Here is a 17,924-nt window from a genome sequence, read left to right on the forward strand (position 1 = left end):
CCTCCCTTAGCCCCGAAGCACTAATTCCTGATAGATGGTTACGACAAACGATACAATCTGCTGTACAAGACTAAAGAATAACAGGCACAGAAATGCCATAAACGCCATCGCTACAAGTGTCAGTAGCATGGTGAGCACCGTTTTGGCTGGTGTGTACTGATGAACCGTCATATTCCCCACAAATAACAGATATACCGTCCATGCAACGGCGAGTGCATTGGAGAAATAATAAAAGGCAGTTTCCTGCGCAGAGATCACAAGACTCAGCCAGATCCATGGGAAATGAATGAGTAACAACGGTACCAGTGCAAAACACGTTGACATGAAAATTTCGGAGAACTTGCCTTCCCCGTCCATCAATGTGGTTAACGACCAGTTAGCCACACACCAAAACAGTACCGGTATAATGACATATAACATTTCGAGCAGACTGTTCAGGTACTTTGGATTACTGAGATTAATGAGAAAACCGCTGTACTGGGCATGCAAAATTTTGGTGATGACCAGAAGCACCAGGATCATGAAAGCAATCAGCAGTGAGTTTCTCTGGTTCCGTTCATACTTCAATTCCCAGTATCCGTCAAACGGATGAAAAATCAGATGCAGCGGGTACTGGTATAGTTGCTTACTTGATGCCTGCATTCTTAGTCCTCCTTTTCTGCCTGCGAACGATGATGACGGTGACAATCGCAGCGACAGCCAGGAATATACCGGACATCATCCATGAAAAATGCTCACGCATCAGCTCTTTGCGGTACAAAAGAAAAGCTTTGGAATACCCTTTGGGCTCCATGCTACGCTTGAAATATTTCGCAGACTCGGCGTATTCCTTCTGACGAAGCAGTGCTTTGCCAATTCCCGCATACGCGTATTCCAAGTTAGCGTTCATCTCGGCAGCTTGGGCAAACAGCACCGAAGATTGATCTTCATCACCGTTATAATAGCTGCGCACCGCTTCGTGGAGCGTACGTCCGTATTCAGTTGTTTGAAAGACGGTGATTTCACCCAGCGCTTTATCCAGAACTAACATCCGGTCTCCCGCACGTTCCAGAGCAACAGGTGTATTAAACTGGCCCAATCGGTTACCAATGCCGCCATAAATATGGAGCAGGTATCCGTCTCCATTGTAGGTGAAGATTCGGCCCTTGCTGGAATCCAGTACGGAATACATGTCACTGTCACCCACATCCACATCAATCAGGCGGGATGGTCCTGCTTCCTGGGTATACAGCAAATCACCCTGCGGAGTCTGATAGCCTTCTCTTCGCAAAATGTCTGTACCCTGGGCATTCAGCTTCTTGACCGGATCTTTACCGCGATCCCCGCTAGTGGCGTAGATAAAGCCCTCTTCATCCATATCCAGATTGGTAAATTCCGTTGGAGTGAACATCACCATCTGACTGCGCTGCTCCCGTGTTGCAAACCGTTTCCACAGATACTCCACCGGGTCCACCTGAACTCTGTTCGCTCCAATGAAGGAAGAGAATGTACCGTCGGCGCTGAACTCCATGAATCCATCAAATACGCCTTCGGCCATGACGTAGATACGCTCCCCTTTGTCCATAACAATGCGCATCGGTTTGAACTGGAAGTCTGCTTTTAACAGATCCGATTTTGGTTCAGACACGATCTTGACCAGCTTCCCCTGTTCATCCAGATGCACCACCCGGTGATTATCCGAATCAGCGACCAGCAGATGACCTTTTTCCGTGACGTACAATCCCTGTGGATTTTTAAAATGATCTTCCTTGCCTTCCTGCTCAAATGAATCAATGGTCCGTACCAACTTGAAGTTGCGATCCATCTCAATGATGCGGCCGTTACCCGAATCGAGCACAAAGACGTGCTGATTGGCGGTAACATGCATGTCGCTAGGCTCTTTCATAGGAGTTGTGTTCAGCTTCTTGCCGGTGATAATGGTTGTTGCCTCATATGCCGCCGGTGCCGGAACTGCGTCACCCCAGAATGAATAATGATACGCATCCGTTTTACCGTCTGCACTCACGTAGGGCGCCTCTTGAACGAACAACAGGAGGCAGATCATGCCCATGATGATCGATTTACGTTTTTTCCATGTGCTTCTCCGCACCTCGCTGCCTCCTTTCTATTCTTTCATGCCCGAAGTGGCCATCGTCTGCATAACACTGCTCTGAGAGATGATAAACAGGGTGATCGGTACGATCATCAGCAGCAAGGCAACAGCCGCACCTACACCGGCTCTTGCAATCCCTCCCTGCACAATCTGACTGAGCGCATAATGCAGTGTTTTGAGATTTTCACTGTAAATGAAACTCCCGCCATCCGTTCCCCATAACGCTGGAAACTGAAGGATCATGAGCGTGAGCCATGCCGGCTTCACATTAGGCATCACGATGCTCCAGAATATCCGGTATTCATTGGCTCCGTCGATTTTGGCTGCCTCCAGCAAAGCATCGGGAATCTGTTCCATGAACTGTTTCATCAGGAAAAGTCCCAGCGAGAACGCAAGTGATGGCACAATAATGGACGCATGAGTGTTAATCCAGCCAAGCCAGGACATGACCATGTAGTTCGGAATCGCCGTAACATGCGGCGAGAACATCAGGGACAGAATGACAATGGTGAACAACACTTTGGAACCCGGAAAACGATATTTCGCCAGCGGATAAGCCGCTGCAGATGCAAGAAGGATATGCCCCGCTGTGCCAAGTATCGTAATGAGCAATGTGTTGGCAATATAGCGGGATAACGGCACCCACGAATTGCCCATGAGGTTGATCAGATCGGCAAAATTCTCCGTTGTCGGATTGTTCACCCAGAAGCGCGGCGGAAAAATAAACAGCTCATCCAGCGGCTTGAATGCATTGTTGACAGCATAGATGAGCGGAAGCACCATAAAGGAGCCGAACACGCCCAGCAATGCAAATAACATCAGGCTGACGGTAAATGACCGATTGAGCCTTTTTGGCATGCCAAACACGGCACGTACTTTGCTGGTCATCGTCATTCACCTATCTTTCTAAGCATTTTTTGCGTGAAAACGTTTGTACCCAGCATCAGGGCAAACAGAACCGTTGCGATGGCCGAGGCATACCCCATCTCGAAACGAATGGTTCCGAAGTCCATCAGATGCGTGACAACTGTGTGTGCCGCATAGTTTACACTCGGGAAACCTGCCAGTGCGATGGAGATCTCAGCTACGGCGAAGGAAGCAGTAATCTGCATTACCGCACCAAACATCAGCTGCGGTCTCATCGAAGGCAAGGTGATGTACCAGAGCTCCTGCCAGCGGTTTTTGATCCCGTCTACGGTTCCTGCTTCAACCAGAGAACGATCAATGGTTTGCAGTCCTGCAATAAAGGCCAGGAAGCTGGTTCCCAGGCTCAGCCACAGCTGTACAATAATGACGATTGCCAGTACATACTTCTCGTCTGCGAGCCATTGGATCGGTTCCAGTACGACGCCAAGGCGCATTAGGAAGCCGTTCATATACCCGTAGCTGTCACCCGAGAAGATGATCAGCCAGATGAAAAAGACGTTGCCCGATATGGATGGGGCATAGAAAACCAGCGTCATGACCGCTCGAATTTTAGGAGACAGCTCATTGATGATCCACGCAAACAAAAAGCAGGCAATATAACTGATAGGGCCTGTAATCACGGCAAAAAGCAGCGTGTTTTTGAGCGCGATCAGAAATACGTCATCGTTCAGGAAAAGCCGGGAATAGTTCTGCCAGCCGACAAATCGCGGCAGCTCCAGCATATTGAAGTGAAAAAAGCTGAGCCCGAGTGAAATGCCGACCGGAATGACAGTAAACATGAAAAAAATCAGCATAAACGGTGCCATCAATACATAATAATGCCTGCTGAGATACAGATCCCGCTTCAATAGGGACCACCAGCCGACCTGGCGGGTATGGACGGCAGGAGCGGCGGCTGTCTTGGTAGTTTTAGCTTGCAACCGTTACCCTCCCTTTCCTCTATTTCAGATTAAATTCCTTGCGTTTCAACTCAATTTCATCATCAATGTACAACACATAGTCCGATAAGGCTTCACGCGGATTTTCATTAGCATTGACCACCTTGCGGAATGCGTTGTCCAGATGTCGTCCCGTGAAATAACCTCCAGGAAGCTGTGGGATTCCCTGTACCCATTCCCATTGTTTCTCTAGATTTTGATAATCCTTCACAGGCCAAGGCAATTGCTTCAAGGCTTCGATATTGGCCGTCGGGTAACGGGCAGCCGCTCCCATAAGGCCTTCCATTTCTCTCCCATATTCAATCTGGGTCTGATCATCAGTCCACCACTTCATGAACTTCCACGCCGCTTCCTTGTTGTCGGCATTTTCAAGCATCATCACCGCGCTCGTAGCGCTGGCCACTTCATGCCGTATGGACCCATCCGGAAGCTGTGTACCCGGAACAATCGTAAAGTCCCAGAGATTGCGGATTTCCGGAGCCATAACCGTCAGCATGTTATACGTGGTGTAATCAGCAATCCCGATCGGCATTTCCCCAGTACGGAAGCGGTTCGGAAAGTCGGCTTTGAGCGGAAACTTGTAATTGGTATAAAATTGCGTCCAGCGTTTGAACGCGTCCATTGAAATCTCCGAATCCAGTGCACTTTTCTTCTGGTCTTCGGTGTAGAACGTTCCGTCATTCTGATATAACAACATCGCAAACGTTGAATTCGGAACCAGGTTGGCATTGTTCAGCGTATCCTCAATCGGCAGATAAAACTCCATGTTATGCTTCTGCAGCACAGCGATGGCGTTATATACGTCTTGCCACGTTTTCGGCGGTTCGAGGCCCAGTTCATTCAGAATATCTTTGCGGTAAAAGAGCATTGGAAAATGCTGTTGCTCCGGAAGGGCATATACCCCGTCGTTATAGCGGTAAGGCGTCAATCCGCTTTCACGGAACCTGCCCGAAATTTCCTCGAAATCGGGGAACTGGCTCAGATCCGCTGTTGCATTCCTCATCGCATAGTTCACCGGAATGTCTTCGCCCATCTGCATGGCTACATCCGGTCCTTCCCCCGAGAGTGTTGCGGGCAGCAAAATATTAGGCGGAACGAGACGTAACTGCACGGACACATCCGTATCGGGGGTAAACGAATCGTCGATCATGCCTTTCAGTACTTGAGCCTGATCTCGTCCGGTCGTGATCCATACGGTGATGGCATCCTTCTTTTGTTCCACGTTGCCAATGCTGTCGTAATCTTCGGTATACGAGGCAACATATGCGCCCAGTTCGTGCTTCACCTGCTGGACGGTGCTTGCTTCCGCTTTTGGCAGCGATTCACCCGGCGGAGATACGACAAGGTAATCCAACGTAATCGGCTGTTCACGTACCGATAGAATCCATGTGCCGAGACCACCTACGTTAATTTTGAACGTATCCAGCCGTTTGGGAACCGTCTCTGGTCTGGCCGCCATATCTTCAAGCTGCAATACCATAGCGTGAAGTACGGCCACTTTGTCACTTTGCTCACCCGTGGCCTTTTCCAGGTAATCTGCAACGGAGCGCAAGGTGTCAGCTTGTCGTTCAAACACCTCCGTCATCTCCGGAATACGCCGTTCCAGCTGGTAATCCCGCAGTGGGTCCGGACTGTTGGAGGTGATCATTAATATTTTGCGATACATCTCATTCAGTTCCAGCACGCTGGATTCCACGGTCCGCAGCAGCGGAGCGATGTCGCCAAGTGTAACCGTCATTCGGATTCGGTGTTTCCCTTTTTCAAGATGAAACTGATATGGCTTATCCTCTCCCGAACCCAACACCTGAGTTTGCCAAGCCGGGCTGTAATTAAATCGAATGCGTTTCATTTCCTTAAACGGTACTTCGCCGTTAATCGTCAGACTGCGGGTGGCATAGATGCCACGCAATTGATCCTGCTTCACCTTAAGCGCCAGTTGATATAGTCCGTCTTCAGGCACGTCAATTTCCCATTCAATCCATTCGCCCGGCAGTTTCCAGTTAATGCCCCCGATGGCGTTCATCCGAATTTTCGATACATTATAAGGCTCGAGTGAAGGACTTGATCGGTCCGAGATTGGTGCCAGTGTAGGAGATGATTTGCTAACAGCTTCCTCCCCCTGAACTTTCAACATGACAGGAGCCGATTGTTTCAAGCCGAGTGAGGCATAGGTCTGCTCCAGCTCTGCATAGGAAGGAACTTCGCTTTCTTGATATAGCTCAATATAATCGATCGCCATGCTTTCTCTTAATGAAGTGAGCGATAACTTCTGACTGCCTTTTTCAAAATAAAACTGAAACGGTTCCTCGAAGTACCCTGCGCTGTCCTTGAAGGAAGTCAGTTGCCATTCAGGCTGTTCTACTTGTCTTGGTCTAAGCTCGTTGCCACGATCGTCCTGCCGGACGTTATCCTCGCGATTCCCCCATACCCTGTCAAACAGAAGAATATCGGCCCCTCTGAACGGGACCTTACCATTAAGCTCAAGCCTACGTTCGATCCCGGAGCTTTTGCCTTCTACGGGATAATAGTGAATGCGAATGTTGTACAAACCGCTCACTTGAACGGGAACATCCCAACGAATGGTTCCAGTTTCCGGCGTAATTACGGCATTTCCATCTAATCCGGCGTACCCTTGCACAACCTCAAATTCCCCATCCTCTGCCTGAACATAAGATTCGCCTTCGATGCGTACAATTTCACCCGGTTTGGCCGTATTGTCATGAGCAGTCAGATAATGCTCATAACTGAATGAATCCTCGGTTCCCGATACCGCCTCAAAGTCCTCAAGCGCATGTACCGTTCCCGGATTACGATCCCGCGATGGATATAGTGTCCATATGGAGAGCACCAAGGCCAGGACAAGCACCAGGATTAGTCCCTTTTTCTTACGTGACCGCATGTTTGAATGTATCCCCTTTCCTGTAAGCGTTGAGAGAACTGAACGATTGACTAACCCGGACAGACCGCACCTTCACTGGTGCGTTCTGCCCGTGTAACGTAATACTTATTTGTAAACCTCATCAATCGCTGCCTGGAAAGGAGCCTTGTATTTCTCGATCAGCGTAGATACGGATACCCCTTCTTTGAGCTCCCCATCAAAGTCCCAGAACGGCAAGGACGGGAATGTGTTATGGTCGAGAACCAACATACCTTCCGCGACCTCTCTGGCGTTGTTGATATCTGCTTCATCAGTCAGATGTGTCTCCAGTGTGGATTGTCCCGGATACTCATAGATCGAATCGATCTCGTTAATTTTCTCCCAGATGTACATCAGTTGTTCCGGATTCTCTACCGCTTTAGGAATCGTTATAGCTTGGTAACGCGACTCACCGGAGTGATACGCTGTTGCACTTGGACCTTTTGGAAATGGTACAAAACCAATATCGTAGTCCTGCATATCCGTCATAATGCCTTCGACTTCGTACATGGCACCTGAATACATCAAGGTGTTGCCTTGACGGAAGAACGTGGATGGCTCTGTCCAGTCGCCGCCCTCAGAAGCTCTGCCGACCTTCTCGGTAGCCAGTTTGGACAGGAAGTTCAACGCTTCTTTCGTTTTTGGATCTTCCAGGTTCTGCTTATCATCTTTGGTCAGAGAAGCCTCGTTGGAATACAGAATCGGTTCCAGCAAGCCCGTTTGAGCGAGTCCCCAAGTATCCAGCTTGCCATCATTGTTTCGATCCTTGTTCGCTTGCTTTGCAACGCTGAGGAATGTATCCCAGTTCCATTCATCGGCATCCACATACTCCTGAAGTGGCTTCAAGCCGAGCTCTTGCATGAGTGTACGATTATAGAAAATCCCGTTGATAAACGAGGACTGGTCCTCGGTAAAGCCGTAACCTTTGCCTTCATACTGCATGTATTCCTTGGTTGTTTTCTGGTTGAATACCTTGTCGTTTTTAATATAATCATCCACCGGCCATAACAGATCCTGTTTGGTCAATGCCGGGATGGCATAGTTTTTGCCCAGTCTCACCAGATCGCCAAGCGGTTCACCGGCCATCAGGGAAGCAACTACTTTTTCCTGATATTCACCGAAATCGATGGAAACATATTCAATATTAAAGTTGTGTTTTTTCTTCAGCGCTTCGAGATTCTCAAGGCGTTGAATGTTGTCCGGGTTGTTCCCCTGTATTTCCATGTCCCACCAAGCAACAACCTTGATGGTTCTGCCGCCCATGTCAAAGTCCATTTCTGGCGTGGAGTTTTCATTCTTTGGCTCGGTTTCCGCGGGTTTTTGTTCCTCCTGTGGTGTTGTCTTTTCCGGCTCGGGTTGAGCGGTAGGTGCAGAACTGCATGCAGCAATCACCAACAAGACCGCAAATACCAGGCTCAGTAGCATGAACTTGTTTTTTCTCATCGTCTTCCCCCCTGATTGTCGTTTGCTATCACAGTGTATCGTCCAAATGAAAGCGCAAACAACCTGCCAGAATACAGATGTTTACCCGGGCTGAATATAGATTTGCGTAATTTTGCTCAAGTAAATTGCATTATAGGTTTTAATTGGTAAAGAAATGCACTGTCTACAAAAATATGCACATTGTATGCGCTTTCTTTTATTACCATAATGAAATTAAGTCAAATTTCAGTTAATCTAGCGCACTACAATTCAGCAGAAGGTGAGGTATTGCTTCATGTATGATATTTTACTTGTGGATTTCAGCCGTCGTTTGTGCGGAGAGTTGCAACAGATGTTGCTACGGAGCAAAGCTCAATATACTATCGCAAATTGTGTGTTCTCATCGGCCGAGGCTTTGACCGCATTGTCAGAACGAGACTTTTCCCTTGTTATGGTACATACAGAGAGGTTTGATACCGCGGGGCTCTGGTTATGCAACGACATTCGAAAAAAAAGTCAGATACCTATCCTCCTTATGGGTGGAAGAGATCACTTCAGGTTCGTACGCAAAGCCCTGACGTATCAGGTAAATGATTATCTCCCGTATCCTGTTAGTCCCTCTTCTTTACTTAACAGTCTGCATGGACTTAGATCCCACCTTGAAACCGACCCGGCACACAAAACGTCGTCGTTCTTCAAAACACCCGTTCAAATGAATGGTAAACCCATGCACTCCAGTCATGTTATTCGTATCGTCAAGGCCTATGTACGGGATCATCTGAGTGATGAAATCACGCTGAAGAAGATCTCTGACATGCTTCATTTTAACTGTGCGTACCTTGGACAGAAGTTCAAGTTGGAAGAGAAGATGTCTTTCAATGATTATATGCTCCAGCAACGTATGGAAAAGGCCCAGCAGTTATTGTCTTCCACGAATCTGCGAATATATGAGATTGCTATTGAGGTAGGCTATAAGGATATTGATTGGTTCTATAAAAAGTTCAAAGCGTATGCCGGATCGAGTCCCAATGCTTATAGAAGACAAAAAATCCACACGGCCTAAAGGTGGATTGCCCAATCGGTTTGTTTATCAATTAGATAATAACCACAAAAAAACGCAGGATGTATTCTTCTTCCTGCGTTTTTTTGTGGTTGTTTGGGTTTGATCACTTCCAAAGGATTCACCATTAACGTACCAAAAGGGATTCCCGGTATTCTTGGGGAGTCATTCCCGTTATTTTCTTAAAAAGTCGGGTAAACGAATGTGCAGCCTCATACCCCACTTGAAGTGCGACCTCACGTACCATAAGATTTGTGTTCTGAAGCAATTCTTTGGCTTTCCGTATTCGGCAGTCGTCAATGAACTCTGACACGTTTATTCCCATTTCCTGCTTAAAGAATCGCGACAGATAGGATGGATTAAAATGATGAAGTTCTGCCAATCTCACCAGAGAGAGATCTTTCTCCAGGTTCTCCTTGACGTAACTGCATAAGGAATGAATTACAACGTTAGCGCGTTCCTGTTCATTTGATCTTTTGTAGCGGACTAATTCATCGGCAGCACGATATAGAAATTGTACTGCATCCTTCATGCATGTATACTCCCCTAAGTGCAGCAAGCTTCGTTGATCCGGGATCTTCTGTTGAAGACCCCAGCGATTGATCGTTGAATGCAATAATAAGGCCAGATTGTAGTATGTCTCCATGGCACGTTCCATCGTAATTTCCTGTTGCAGCAGTTCGCCTGCAAGCTCCTCAAATATATCGTAAAATGGCTGAATTCTTCCCGTTTCCAAATATCCTGACATAATCTCGATCCGGTTTGAGATCCGCATGGATTCTTTGGGTACATCAGATGAGAGATCATTGCGATGATCCGTGAGTACCATGGATACACCATCCCCAATTTTCATCCACTGGAGTAATCTCAGACGTTCATATTGTTTGGTTAACTCGGACCAATTGCAGCTTCGACTACTTAATGAAAAAGCAATGGATACGCCGAGTGAGACCATGCATGCTTCCTGCACCAGTTCAAGTGTACCTTCTAGAAATCGCACAAGTTTATCATTAGTCATCTCTTCCTCCTGCTTCGGCTGAAGCAGCCAGATCGTATCCCCATAATGGTCCGTTACACTTGCGCACACTGTACGCTCATTCATCAGAGATGAGCCGATAATGCGTACAGATTCCTGAACTTGTGTGAGGTCCGAACCCTTCTCTGGCAGATTATTGAACCGACCCAATATGAGATAAACAGGCGAGTTGATCTGTAATTTTATATCTCGTTTGGATAATTCGTCCTGCATATCCATAGTAGAATCTATAATTGCTGTACAGTCTTGAAGTAGTTTCCGCAAATACTCTTTTTGCTGTATCAGTGCAAGCTGCGAATTAACTTTATGAGAATGTTCCAACAACTCAACCATGCTGTGACTTCGCCGGATCTCTTCCATCACATCTTCTACAACTGACATTACCTTGTCATAACCTTCCGTTTTGAGCAAGTAACGCACATTCGCCATCTGAAAAGCTTGATAAGCATAATCAAAATCGCTATGTCCTGTCAGAAAAATGACGCGACAATTCGGCCAACTGGCTTGAATCCGCTCTGTCAGTTCCAAGCCACTCATGCCCGGCATGCGGATGTCCGTTAGAACAATGTCAATTCTCGAACGTTGCATCCAGGACAATGCTTCTGTTGCAGAGTAAGCTTTACATACGTCAAGCTGGTCGGGTATATGTCTGGCGAACGTTTCATAGAGACTATCTGTAATAATCTCCTCGTCATCTACAATCAAAAGTCGATACATTCGTTTTCTCCCTCTTTCCACTGGATTCGAATTGTGACTTTTAACCCTTGTAGTTCACTTCTGGATAGGAAAAGGCCACTTCCTTCTCCATACGTCAGGACCAGACGTCGATGAATATTTATTAATGCGGTCATTTCGTCTGTACCTCCGTCCTTATGCAAGCGTTGTTGAAGAGCTTCAATATGTTGCTCATCCAATTCGCTTCCATTATCCTCTACGGTAATCTCGGCATATGAACCTTCCATATTAAACCCAATAATTAGAAGCCCGGAGTCCGTATTCTTTTCAAGGCTGTGTTCGTAGGCATTCTCAATAATGGGTTGAATGATGAGTCTGGGAACTTTAATATGTTCCATCTCAACAGGTAGTGACCCAAAATCAACTTTGATTCGTCTGGAGAATCGTAATTGTTGAATCTCTGTATAGATTCGTGAATGCTCAACTTCCACTTTCAACTTCACATGATCTGTTTCATTCCGGGTAATGAACCTGAAATACTCTCCGAGCATGTTCGTGAATTGCTCAATACGTTCGGTTTCTCCTGTCCTTGCCAGTGAATTCAGAATAAAGAAGCTATTGTACAGAAAATGAGGATTAATCTGTGATTGAAGCTGTTTCAACTCGGCCCGCTGCATCATCAGTGTTTTCTTAAAATCTCGATCGATAAGGGATTGAAGATTTTCAATCATTAGATTGAAACGGGTGTAGAGGAAGCCAAATTCATCCTTTCGGTTATGCGCAATGGGGACATCAAGCATGCCTCCCTCCATTTTTTTGAATCTTTTCACCAACAACAGTAACGGGATATGAATCAACTTGTAACTTGAATAGAGATACGCCGTGATGGCAACAAATGATGTAATTGCAAACAGCCAAGCCCAATGATAGAACTTGCTAAGTGGCTTGGTAACAATTGCCTCAGGTAGATATGTAGCTACGGACAAGCCCAGGGAGTCCATATGCAACTGACTAACATGGTACATGGTGTCCTCGACTTTCATCCGAAAGCCATCAAGTGTACCCTTTACACTGTGCTCACGGTAATTCGCGAGAATAATACTAGCTTGATGTTTATCTGTGATGGCATGCCCCGTTTTGTCCTCAATCAGAAAAGTTGAACTCTCCGGGTACAAATTAAGCCGTGTGAGTTCATTCTGAAAATGGTATGTATCTAGCTCCACTTGAATGACAAAAAGCGGGGGTTCTCCTCTCGTGCCTGTCAGCCTGACGGCACTTAAGTTCAAGGCGTCCTCTTTCACAGTGAAACGTGTACCTTTTCCTTGCATGCCTGAACTGAAATACTGATATGAACTTTTATCGAAATCGTCGATGCCTTGGATCGCGGATATACTCTTGCCAACAGAAGGGATATGTACATGAACGTTTTTGATATAAGCAGTGCTATTCTTGAATGAAGCGAGTCGTTCAGTCAGGTAATTTAATGTATCACGCCGCTCAACCTGATCCATCATGTCCCAGAGAATGGCGAGACGATTGAGTTTTCGATCCTCAACGATATCAAACTGCTGTAATTCCATCCATTCTATCTCTCTGTTCAATTCCACCACATATTGGTTCAATCGTCTTTCCGTTGACAACGATATTTCCTGGCTTGCATTGTCATAACTCCAATGATACAGATACACGCCAAGAAGAATAAGGGGGAGTACAAATACCAGATACGTGATTATTAATCGCGCAAATATACTGTTAAACCATGATTTAGCAGGGATCTTGATCAATACATTCACCTCCAATGCCAAGGGCTGAGTGGGTTCCTTGTAAGAATAAAGTGAACATTAGCGCTCCTTTGGCTTGCTGGTGCGAAACCACGCGTTAACCTCCGATGTGATCTGATCTCCCCCCAGCTTGCGCCAGTTCTCAACGAATTGATCAAACTCATCTATCGACCTGCCTAGAATAATGTTCATATAGGCTTCAAGCTGAAGATCCCGAAGAATAATTTGTCGATCAACCATCGTGTCCGTAATTCCGCCCGTGAATTGATCATAGAGAAGTTGGCCGTTCTTTTCGTAAGAATCTGCAATGCTAAAAGCACCCGAAGGCCCATAGGTTTGTTTCCAACCCCAGCCGCTCTCTACATCTTCCAATTCATAGGCCACAATGCGTTTGTGAATGGCGAGAGCTTCATTCTGCAGAGCCGAGAAGTCTCCTGTACTTCTGGCATCCCGAATTTGTTTGTATGCATCTATATTTTTATTACCGGGAAAAGGAGTTACTGGTGAAAGCATCCACACAGCTCGGGAGTCGTCATTGTAGTATGTTTCATACTCTGCCTGATCCCCCCAGTTAATGTCCAGATGCAGATTCATGAGCTTTACAACAACTTCCGGATTAGAGAAGCCCTTTTTTACAGCAAAGTATTGCCCAGTGTTGGAACGTAGCGGTACGAACAGACTCCGGTCCGACTTGGCAACAATGGGATATGCCTGCCATTCTACATCTGTATCTGTATCACGGGTGCTCTGAAGCATAAAGGATGTCCACTGTTCGCCGTAAAGCATCCCTATTTTTCCATCTTGAACTAGACGAAACGCCTTGTTTCCACTTTTATAACCGAAATCCGGGTCAAGTTGGCCTTCACGGTACAACGTTTGCAGTACTTTCAGAGCCTCCCGAACTTCAGGCTGTATACCTCCATAAGTGAGGTTTCCTTCTGCATCTTTAACCCATATATTAGGGTAGGCACCGTAGCCGGACATCAACCCTGCAGCTCCCATAACTGGATCCCATAGATGGTTTGTTAGCGCAAGTCCGTACGTATCCTGCTCTCCGTTCCCGTCGGGGTCCTCCTCTGTAAACGCTTTCGAAACCTGGAGAAGCTCTTCCATCGTTTCAGGCGGCCGTAGCCCCAGTTGCTCCAACCAATCGGTTCTAATCCACAGGTACTGCGCTGTCTCAATGGAGGAAGATGATTCGGGAATAGCCATGAGTTTGCCATCAATGGTTGCCGCATCAAATGCGCCTCTTCCCTCCGCCTCCAATATACTCTTTGTAAGTGGGGAAGCATACTCTTGGTACACATGAGTTAAATCTTCGATCATTCCAGCGTTGCTCAGTTGTCTAAGTTGATATGGATTAACTTTCACCACATCTGGAAAACGTCCTGCAGCGAGGGATACACCCAACTTCTGATTGTATACATCTCCATTAGCAGTCCAGTCATAGTGAATTTGAATACCTAGCTCTTTCTCGTACAAACGAGTCCAGCGATTATCCCGTATCGTCTCACCAGGTAACTGACTAATCATGCGCTCAAGGTCATCTCCAGTTTCCCTGACAAAAGAGACCACGATGGGAGGAGAATACCTCTCAAACGTAGCGGGAAGTTGAATCTGCTGCCCATCTTGCTGCGGATGATGTTGTTTGGTATTACCTTCGGTATGACCTGCTGGTATGGATACAGCAAGGAACAGAATGAAGGTCCATTTTGTTATGTCCAGACATCTCTTATACATGACGACATGCCCCCAGTTCGGTTTGAACAACTCTCTTCTCTCTGTCAACTTTAATCCATATCATTGTACAACAACTTGTACTCATTGAATACGAAAAGCCGCCGTTGGGCGGCTTTTACGTGTTTTCATTGTTACTCAACAGGATTAATCACGCGATATTCAAAATTTGAAAAGTCAGCTGTTCCTCCAGCTATTTCAGTTGAATATACAAACAACCCCGTTCGGCAACCCATAAAATGATCCAGTTTATATATCATTTTGTGGACAATCCCTATATCTCTCCATTCAACCCCATTGAAATAGGCAAAAGAGCACTCATCCAGATTGTTCTCAAAATTTCCGAATGCTTTTAGTTTAACTACTGGATCTGATACCGGGATACGTTCATGTTCAGTGGCTGGCTTCTGGTCGATCAGATTGCCAAATATGGTGGAATCCTCACTATCTCTGGCATGCATGACCAAGTAAAACTTGCTATCCTGCTTCGTAAGAGCAATCATACCGTACGAACCGATCAGAAAGCACAACCCGGCATAATCCCCATCATTCAGACGACTGCCGTCAAGCGTAACTATTGCTTCGCAAGCGGGCCCCATTGAACGCTGGGTTAGAGTATTTACCGCAAACGTCAGATTTGGGCTGATCTGTCCCGTTCGAACACGATACACCCCCGGTTTCTCTGTGACGGACCAGAGTTCATGATTAGGTGTATGATTCCATTGCCAAAAATCACGGAGTCGGATGCTTCCATCTTCCGCAGGTTCATAATTGAAACTGTCGCTACCCACTAACGGGTTATAACGGTGCTCTGGTCTCGTGCTTGGGATATCAATCTGCTTCGGCGCTTTGCTTGCAAAGACCGGTATACCTTGATCAAAGTGTAGAGGAACCAAAACAGGAACCCGGCCAACAGCCCCATGATCCTGAAACAGCATTGCATACCAGTCTCCATCCGGCGTATCCACGATACCCCCCTGAGCAACACCTGAATTGAAATAATCCATATCGTCATTGAATACTTCTCCACCAGTGAAGACATCTTCCAGAGAGTCTGCCATATAAAACGCCTGTGTTCTCCGTCCGCAAGCTTTTGTTATATGAATCAGGAACACTATATATTTACCATTGATCTTGTAAAAATGTGCTCCTTCATAACCAAGGTGATGAGGCTGCTCGTCTTTTGCAATCAAGCGATGCACTCCACCAGGTTTGGGCCCGGACAGATCAGAGCTTAATTCGGTCAGATAAATCTCGGTATTCCCGTACACGAGATATGCTCGTTCATCATCGTCGAAAAATAAGGAGCAATCATGGTAAAACCCTTCGACTACTTGTTTTTTCCACACTCCCGAGATGGTGGGTGACGTGTACAAGTATGTTTTTCGGGTATCATTCGCCACAAAGATCACATAGAACATCCCTTGATGATAGCGGAGCGATGCAGCCCACATGCCTTTGCTATAAATGTGCTGACCATCCACCAGCCGCTGTGCAGGTGTATCGTCCAATGTGTCGTATACATATGTGGCTACTTCCCAATGGATCAGGTCATATGAACGCAGGATGACACATCCCGGCATCATATGCATGGTTGTACTAACCATATAATATGTGTCCTCTACACGAATAACGTCAAGATCCGGGTAATCAGCCCAAATAATCGGATTTGGATACATGTTTCAATTACACCTCATTTTTTCTGTTAAACTTCCATTCTCTTAAAAGGATGATGGAGCTGTCTGTTGAATTCTTAAGCTTAATATACAAATCTTGTACACCTTTTGCACCCGTAACTTTCGTTGTTAGTTCAATCCATTGAAGAGATCCGGTCGAAGACGGAACAATGATTTCGGCTATTAACGGTCCGTCTGCACGATCAAGCCGAAGTTCCAACGTACCTTCGCTTCCTTGATTCGCAATAATAGCTGTAAAGGTTGTGGGTCCTTCACTTTCAAAGTCGACCTTGGATACAGCTATCCAACTGTCATTTTGCAGCTTAGCGGACATGATATTCGAATCGGATCCAGATATCTCAGCAGAGTCAAGATATTGCTCTGTTGTTACTCTGCTGCTCCATCCAATCGTCGAACCGCTTACCCACTCATAAGGATTGAAGCACTTGATTTGATCTACGCCCTGATAATCTGCATGTACCTTCCGGATCTTACCCGTGGCCTCATCATGCTCGACTCGATTCAGATGTGTTGAACGGTAACCATCGGGAATATTCATGGCCTGGCTTAGTGTCTGAGCATGATAGGCAACGTACCACTGATCGGCCAGTTGGAATATAGCATGATGGTTATTGCCGCCAACATCAAAAAAGTGGCCCGGATTCTGGAGCAACGTTCCCTGATATGTCCATGGCCCCATCGGCTGAACACTGGTCATATATGCAATTTCACCGGGTGGTGGACTGCCCTCTGGCCGATCACCCTCAACAAAATTGGAACAATACGTAAAGTAGTAATTATTATTATATTTATGTATCCCTGCATCTTCAAACATATAAGGCGCCTGAATCACCTTCGCTGTGCCTGCAACGCTGATCATATCATCTCCCAATCGCATAACTCTTGCCGTATCAGGTCTTCCTGCTTTCCCCTGCGGAATCCCACCCCCGAAGTATATGTAAGCCTGATGATCATCATCTACTATAACAGCTGGATCGAATAACCAGGTGACTTCCTCCACTCCCGGAGTCTCTCTTGTAATAAGTGCTTTTCCTATAGGGTCTATCCATGGACCTACAGGTGTGGGTGCAGACAGTACACCTATTCCACTGGCATTGTTGGCGAAATAAAGAAAGAAACAGTCCTTTCCATCCAAGATTCGATGAGCAGCTGCCGGGGCCCAGGATTGCGAAGCCCATGTTGCTGCGCCTTGAGGTCCAGCAACTCTGATCTCTCCATGATCGGTCCAGTTGATTAAGTCATCCGAAGAAATGACCGTAATCCGGTTGATTGAACTGTAGCTGTTTTTCTGAGGAAGGCCGTCTTTATCATATTCCAGCTTATCACTAGTCATATATAAGTAGACTCGATTGTTAAATACCAAAGCATAGGGATCGGCTCCGAATTTGTGGGCCACCAGAGGGTTACCGTTGGGACGAAGCTTTCCAATCTCCCCTGGAATACTCTCCAGAGTGGCAGCTTGATCTTGCTTTTGCTCACCAGCTTGTGGTGTAGAATGATGATTCATCAAAAGAATCCCCCTATAATTGTTTTAGTTGTGCTTTTTACGAGAAAGCGTTTGCAATACAAAAGGTATCATGATAGGATGATTACATTTTAAGGTAAGCTGAGTACAATTTCATTGCGTTAACCGCTCTATTTA

12 protein-coding genes are annotated in these 17,924 nt (G+C 46.3%); 1 reads left to right on the forward strand and 11 read right to left on the reverse strand.

The window, feature by feature from the left end:
- Positions 1 to 6: 6 nt before the first annotated feature.
- The 6 genes from QF049_RS08605 to QF049_RS08630 all read right to left on the reverse strand — a co-directional run bounded on the left by QF049_RS08605 (position 7) and on the right by QF049_RS08630 (position 8,317).
- Positions 7 to 642 carry a YIP1 family protein gene (locus tag QF049_RS08605; protein WP_036670948.1) on the reverse strand — a complete coding sequence of 212 codons (636 nt, stop codon included), beginning with the start codon at positions 640 to 642 and terminating at the stop codon, positions 7 to 9.
- On the reverse strand, positions 626 to 2,089 hold the full coding sequence (locus QF049_RS08610) for an NHL repeat-containing protein (RefSeq protein WP_307536557.1): 1,464 nt from the start codon (positions 2,087 to 2,089) through the stop codon (positions 626 to 628). The genes QF049_RS08605 and QF049_RS08610 overlap by 17 nt, the downstream gene beginning before the upstream one ends.
- A gap of 15 nt (positions 2,090 to 2,104) precedes the next feature.
- The gene (locus QF049_RS08615) at positions 2,105 to 2,980 is read right to left on the reverse strand and encodes a carbohydrate ABC transporter permease (protein ID WP_026081082.1); all 876 of its coding nucleotides are present in this window, start codon (positions 2,978 to 2,980) and stop codon (positions 2,105 to 2,107) included.
- A gap of 2 nt (positions 2,981 to 2,982) precedes the next feature.
- On the reverse strand, positions 2,983 to 3,939 hold the full coding sequence (locus tag QF049_RS08620; RefSeq protein WP_124114701.1) for a carbohydrate ABC transporter permease: 957 nt from the start codon (positions 3,937 to 3,939) through the stop codon (positions 2,983 to 2,985).
- A gap of 19 nt (positions 3,940 to 3,958) precedes the next feature.
- Entirely contained in the window at positions 3,959 to 6,856 is a 2,898-nt protein-coding gene (locus QF049_RS08625) for an extracellular solute-binding protein (RefSeq protein WP_307536560.1), read from the reverse strand.
- Between the two features lie 105 nt (positions 6,857 to 6,961).
- Positions 6,962 to 8,317: an extracellular solute-binding protein gene (locus QF049_RS08630; protein ID WP_307536562.1), complete on the reverse strand. Its 1,356-nt coding sequence runs from the start codon at positions 8,315 to 8,317 to the stop codon at positions 6,962 to 6,964.
- Between the two features lie 274 nt (positions 8,318 to 8,591).
- Between QF049_RS08630 and QF049_RS08635 the strand changes: the two genes are divergently transcribed.
- Positions 8,592 to 9,359, forward strand: coding sequence for a helix-turn-helix domain-containing protein (locus tag QF049_RS08635; RefSeq protein WP_047842955.1), 768 nt, complete (start codon positions 8,592 to 8,594; stop codon positions 9,357 to 9,359).
- Between the two features lie 124 nt (positions 9,360 to 9,483).
- Here the strand turns inward: QF049_RS08635 and QF049_RS08640 are convergent, their stop codons facing one another.
- From QF049_RS08640 to QF049_RS08660, 5 genes are all read right to left on the reverse strand, one after another.
- Positions 9,484 to 11,109, reverse strand: coding sequence for a response regulator (locus QF049_RS08640; RefSeq protein ID WP_307536566.1), 1,626 nt, complete (start codon positions 11,107 to 11,109; stop codon positions 9,484 to 9,486).
- Positions 11,094 to 12,860: a sensor histidine kinase gene (locus QF049_RS08645; protein ID WP_373428339.1), complete on the reverse strand. Its 1,767-nt coding sequence runs from the start codon at positions 12,858 to 12,860 to the stop codon at positions 11,094 to 11,096. The genes QF049_RS08640 and QF049_RS08645 overlap by 16 nt, the downstream gene beginning before the upstream one ends.
- 48 nt (positions 12,861 to 12,908) lie before the next feature.
- Complete coding sequence (locus tag QF049_RS08650) at positions 12,909 to 14,588, reverse strand: extracellular solute-binding protein (RefSeq protein WP_307536570.1); 1,680 nt, start codon at positions 14,586 to 14,588, stop codon at positions 12,909 to 12,911.
- 131 nt (positions 14,589 to 14,719) lie between these two features.
- Complete coding sequence (locus tag QF049_RS08655; RefSeq protein WP_307536572.1) at positions 14,720 to 16,264, reverse strand: glycoside hydrolase family 43 protein; 1,545 nt, start codon at positions 16,262 to 16,264, stop codon at positions 14,720 to 14,722.
- A 7-nt stretch (positions 16,265 to 16,271) separates the two neighbouring features.
- The gene (locus QF049_RS08660) at positions 16,272 to 17,789 is read right to left on the reverse strand and encodes a glycoside hydrolase family 43 protein (RefSeq protein ID WP_307536574.1); all 1,518 of its coding nucleotides are present in this window, start codon (positions 17,787 to 17,789) and stop codon (positions 16,272 to 16,274) included.
- Between the last annotated feature and the right edge of the window lie 135 nt (positions 17,790 to 17,924).

The organism is Paenibacillus sp. W4I10, from assembly GCF_030816325.1.
GTDB lineage: Bacteria > Bacillota > Bacilli > Paenibacillales > Paenibacillaceae > Paenibacillus > Paenibacillus amylolyticus_B.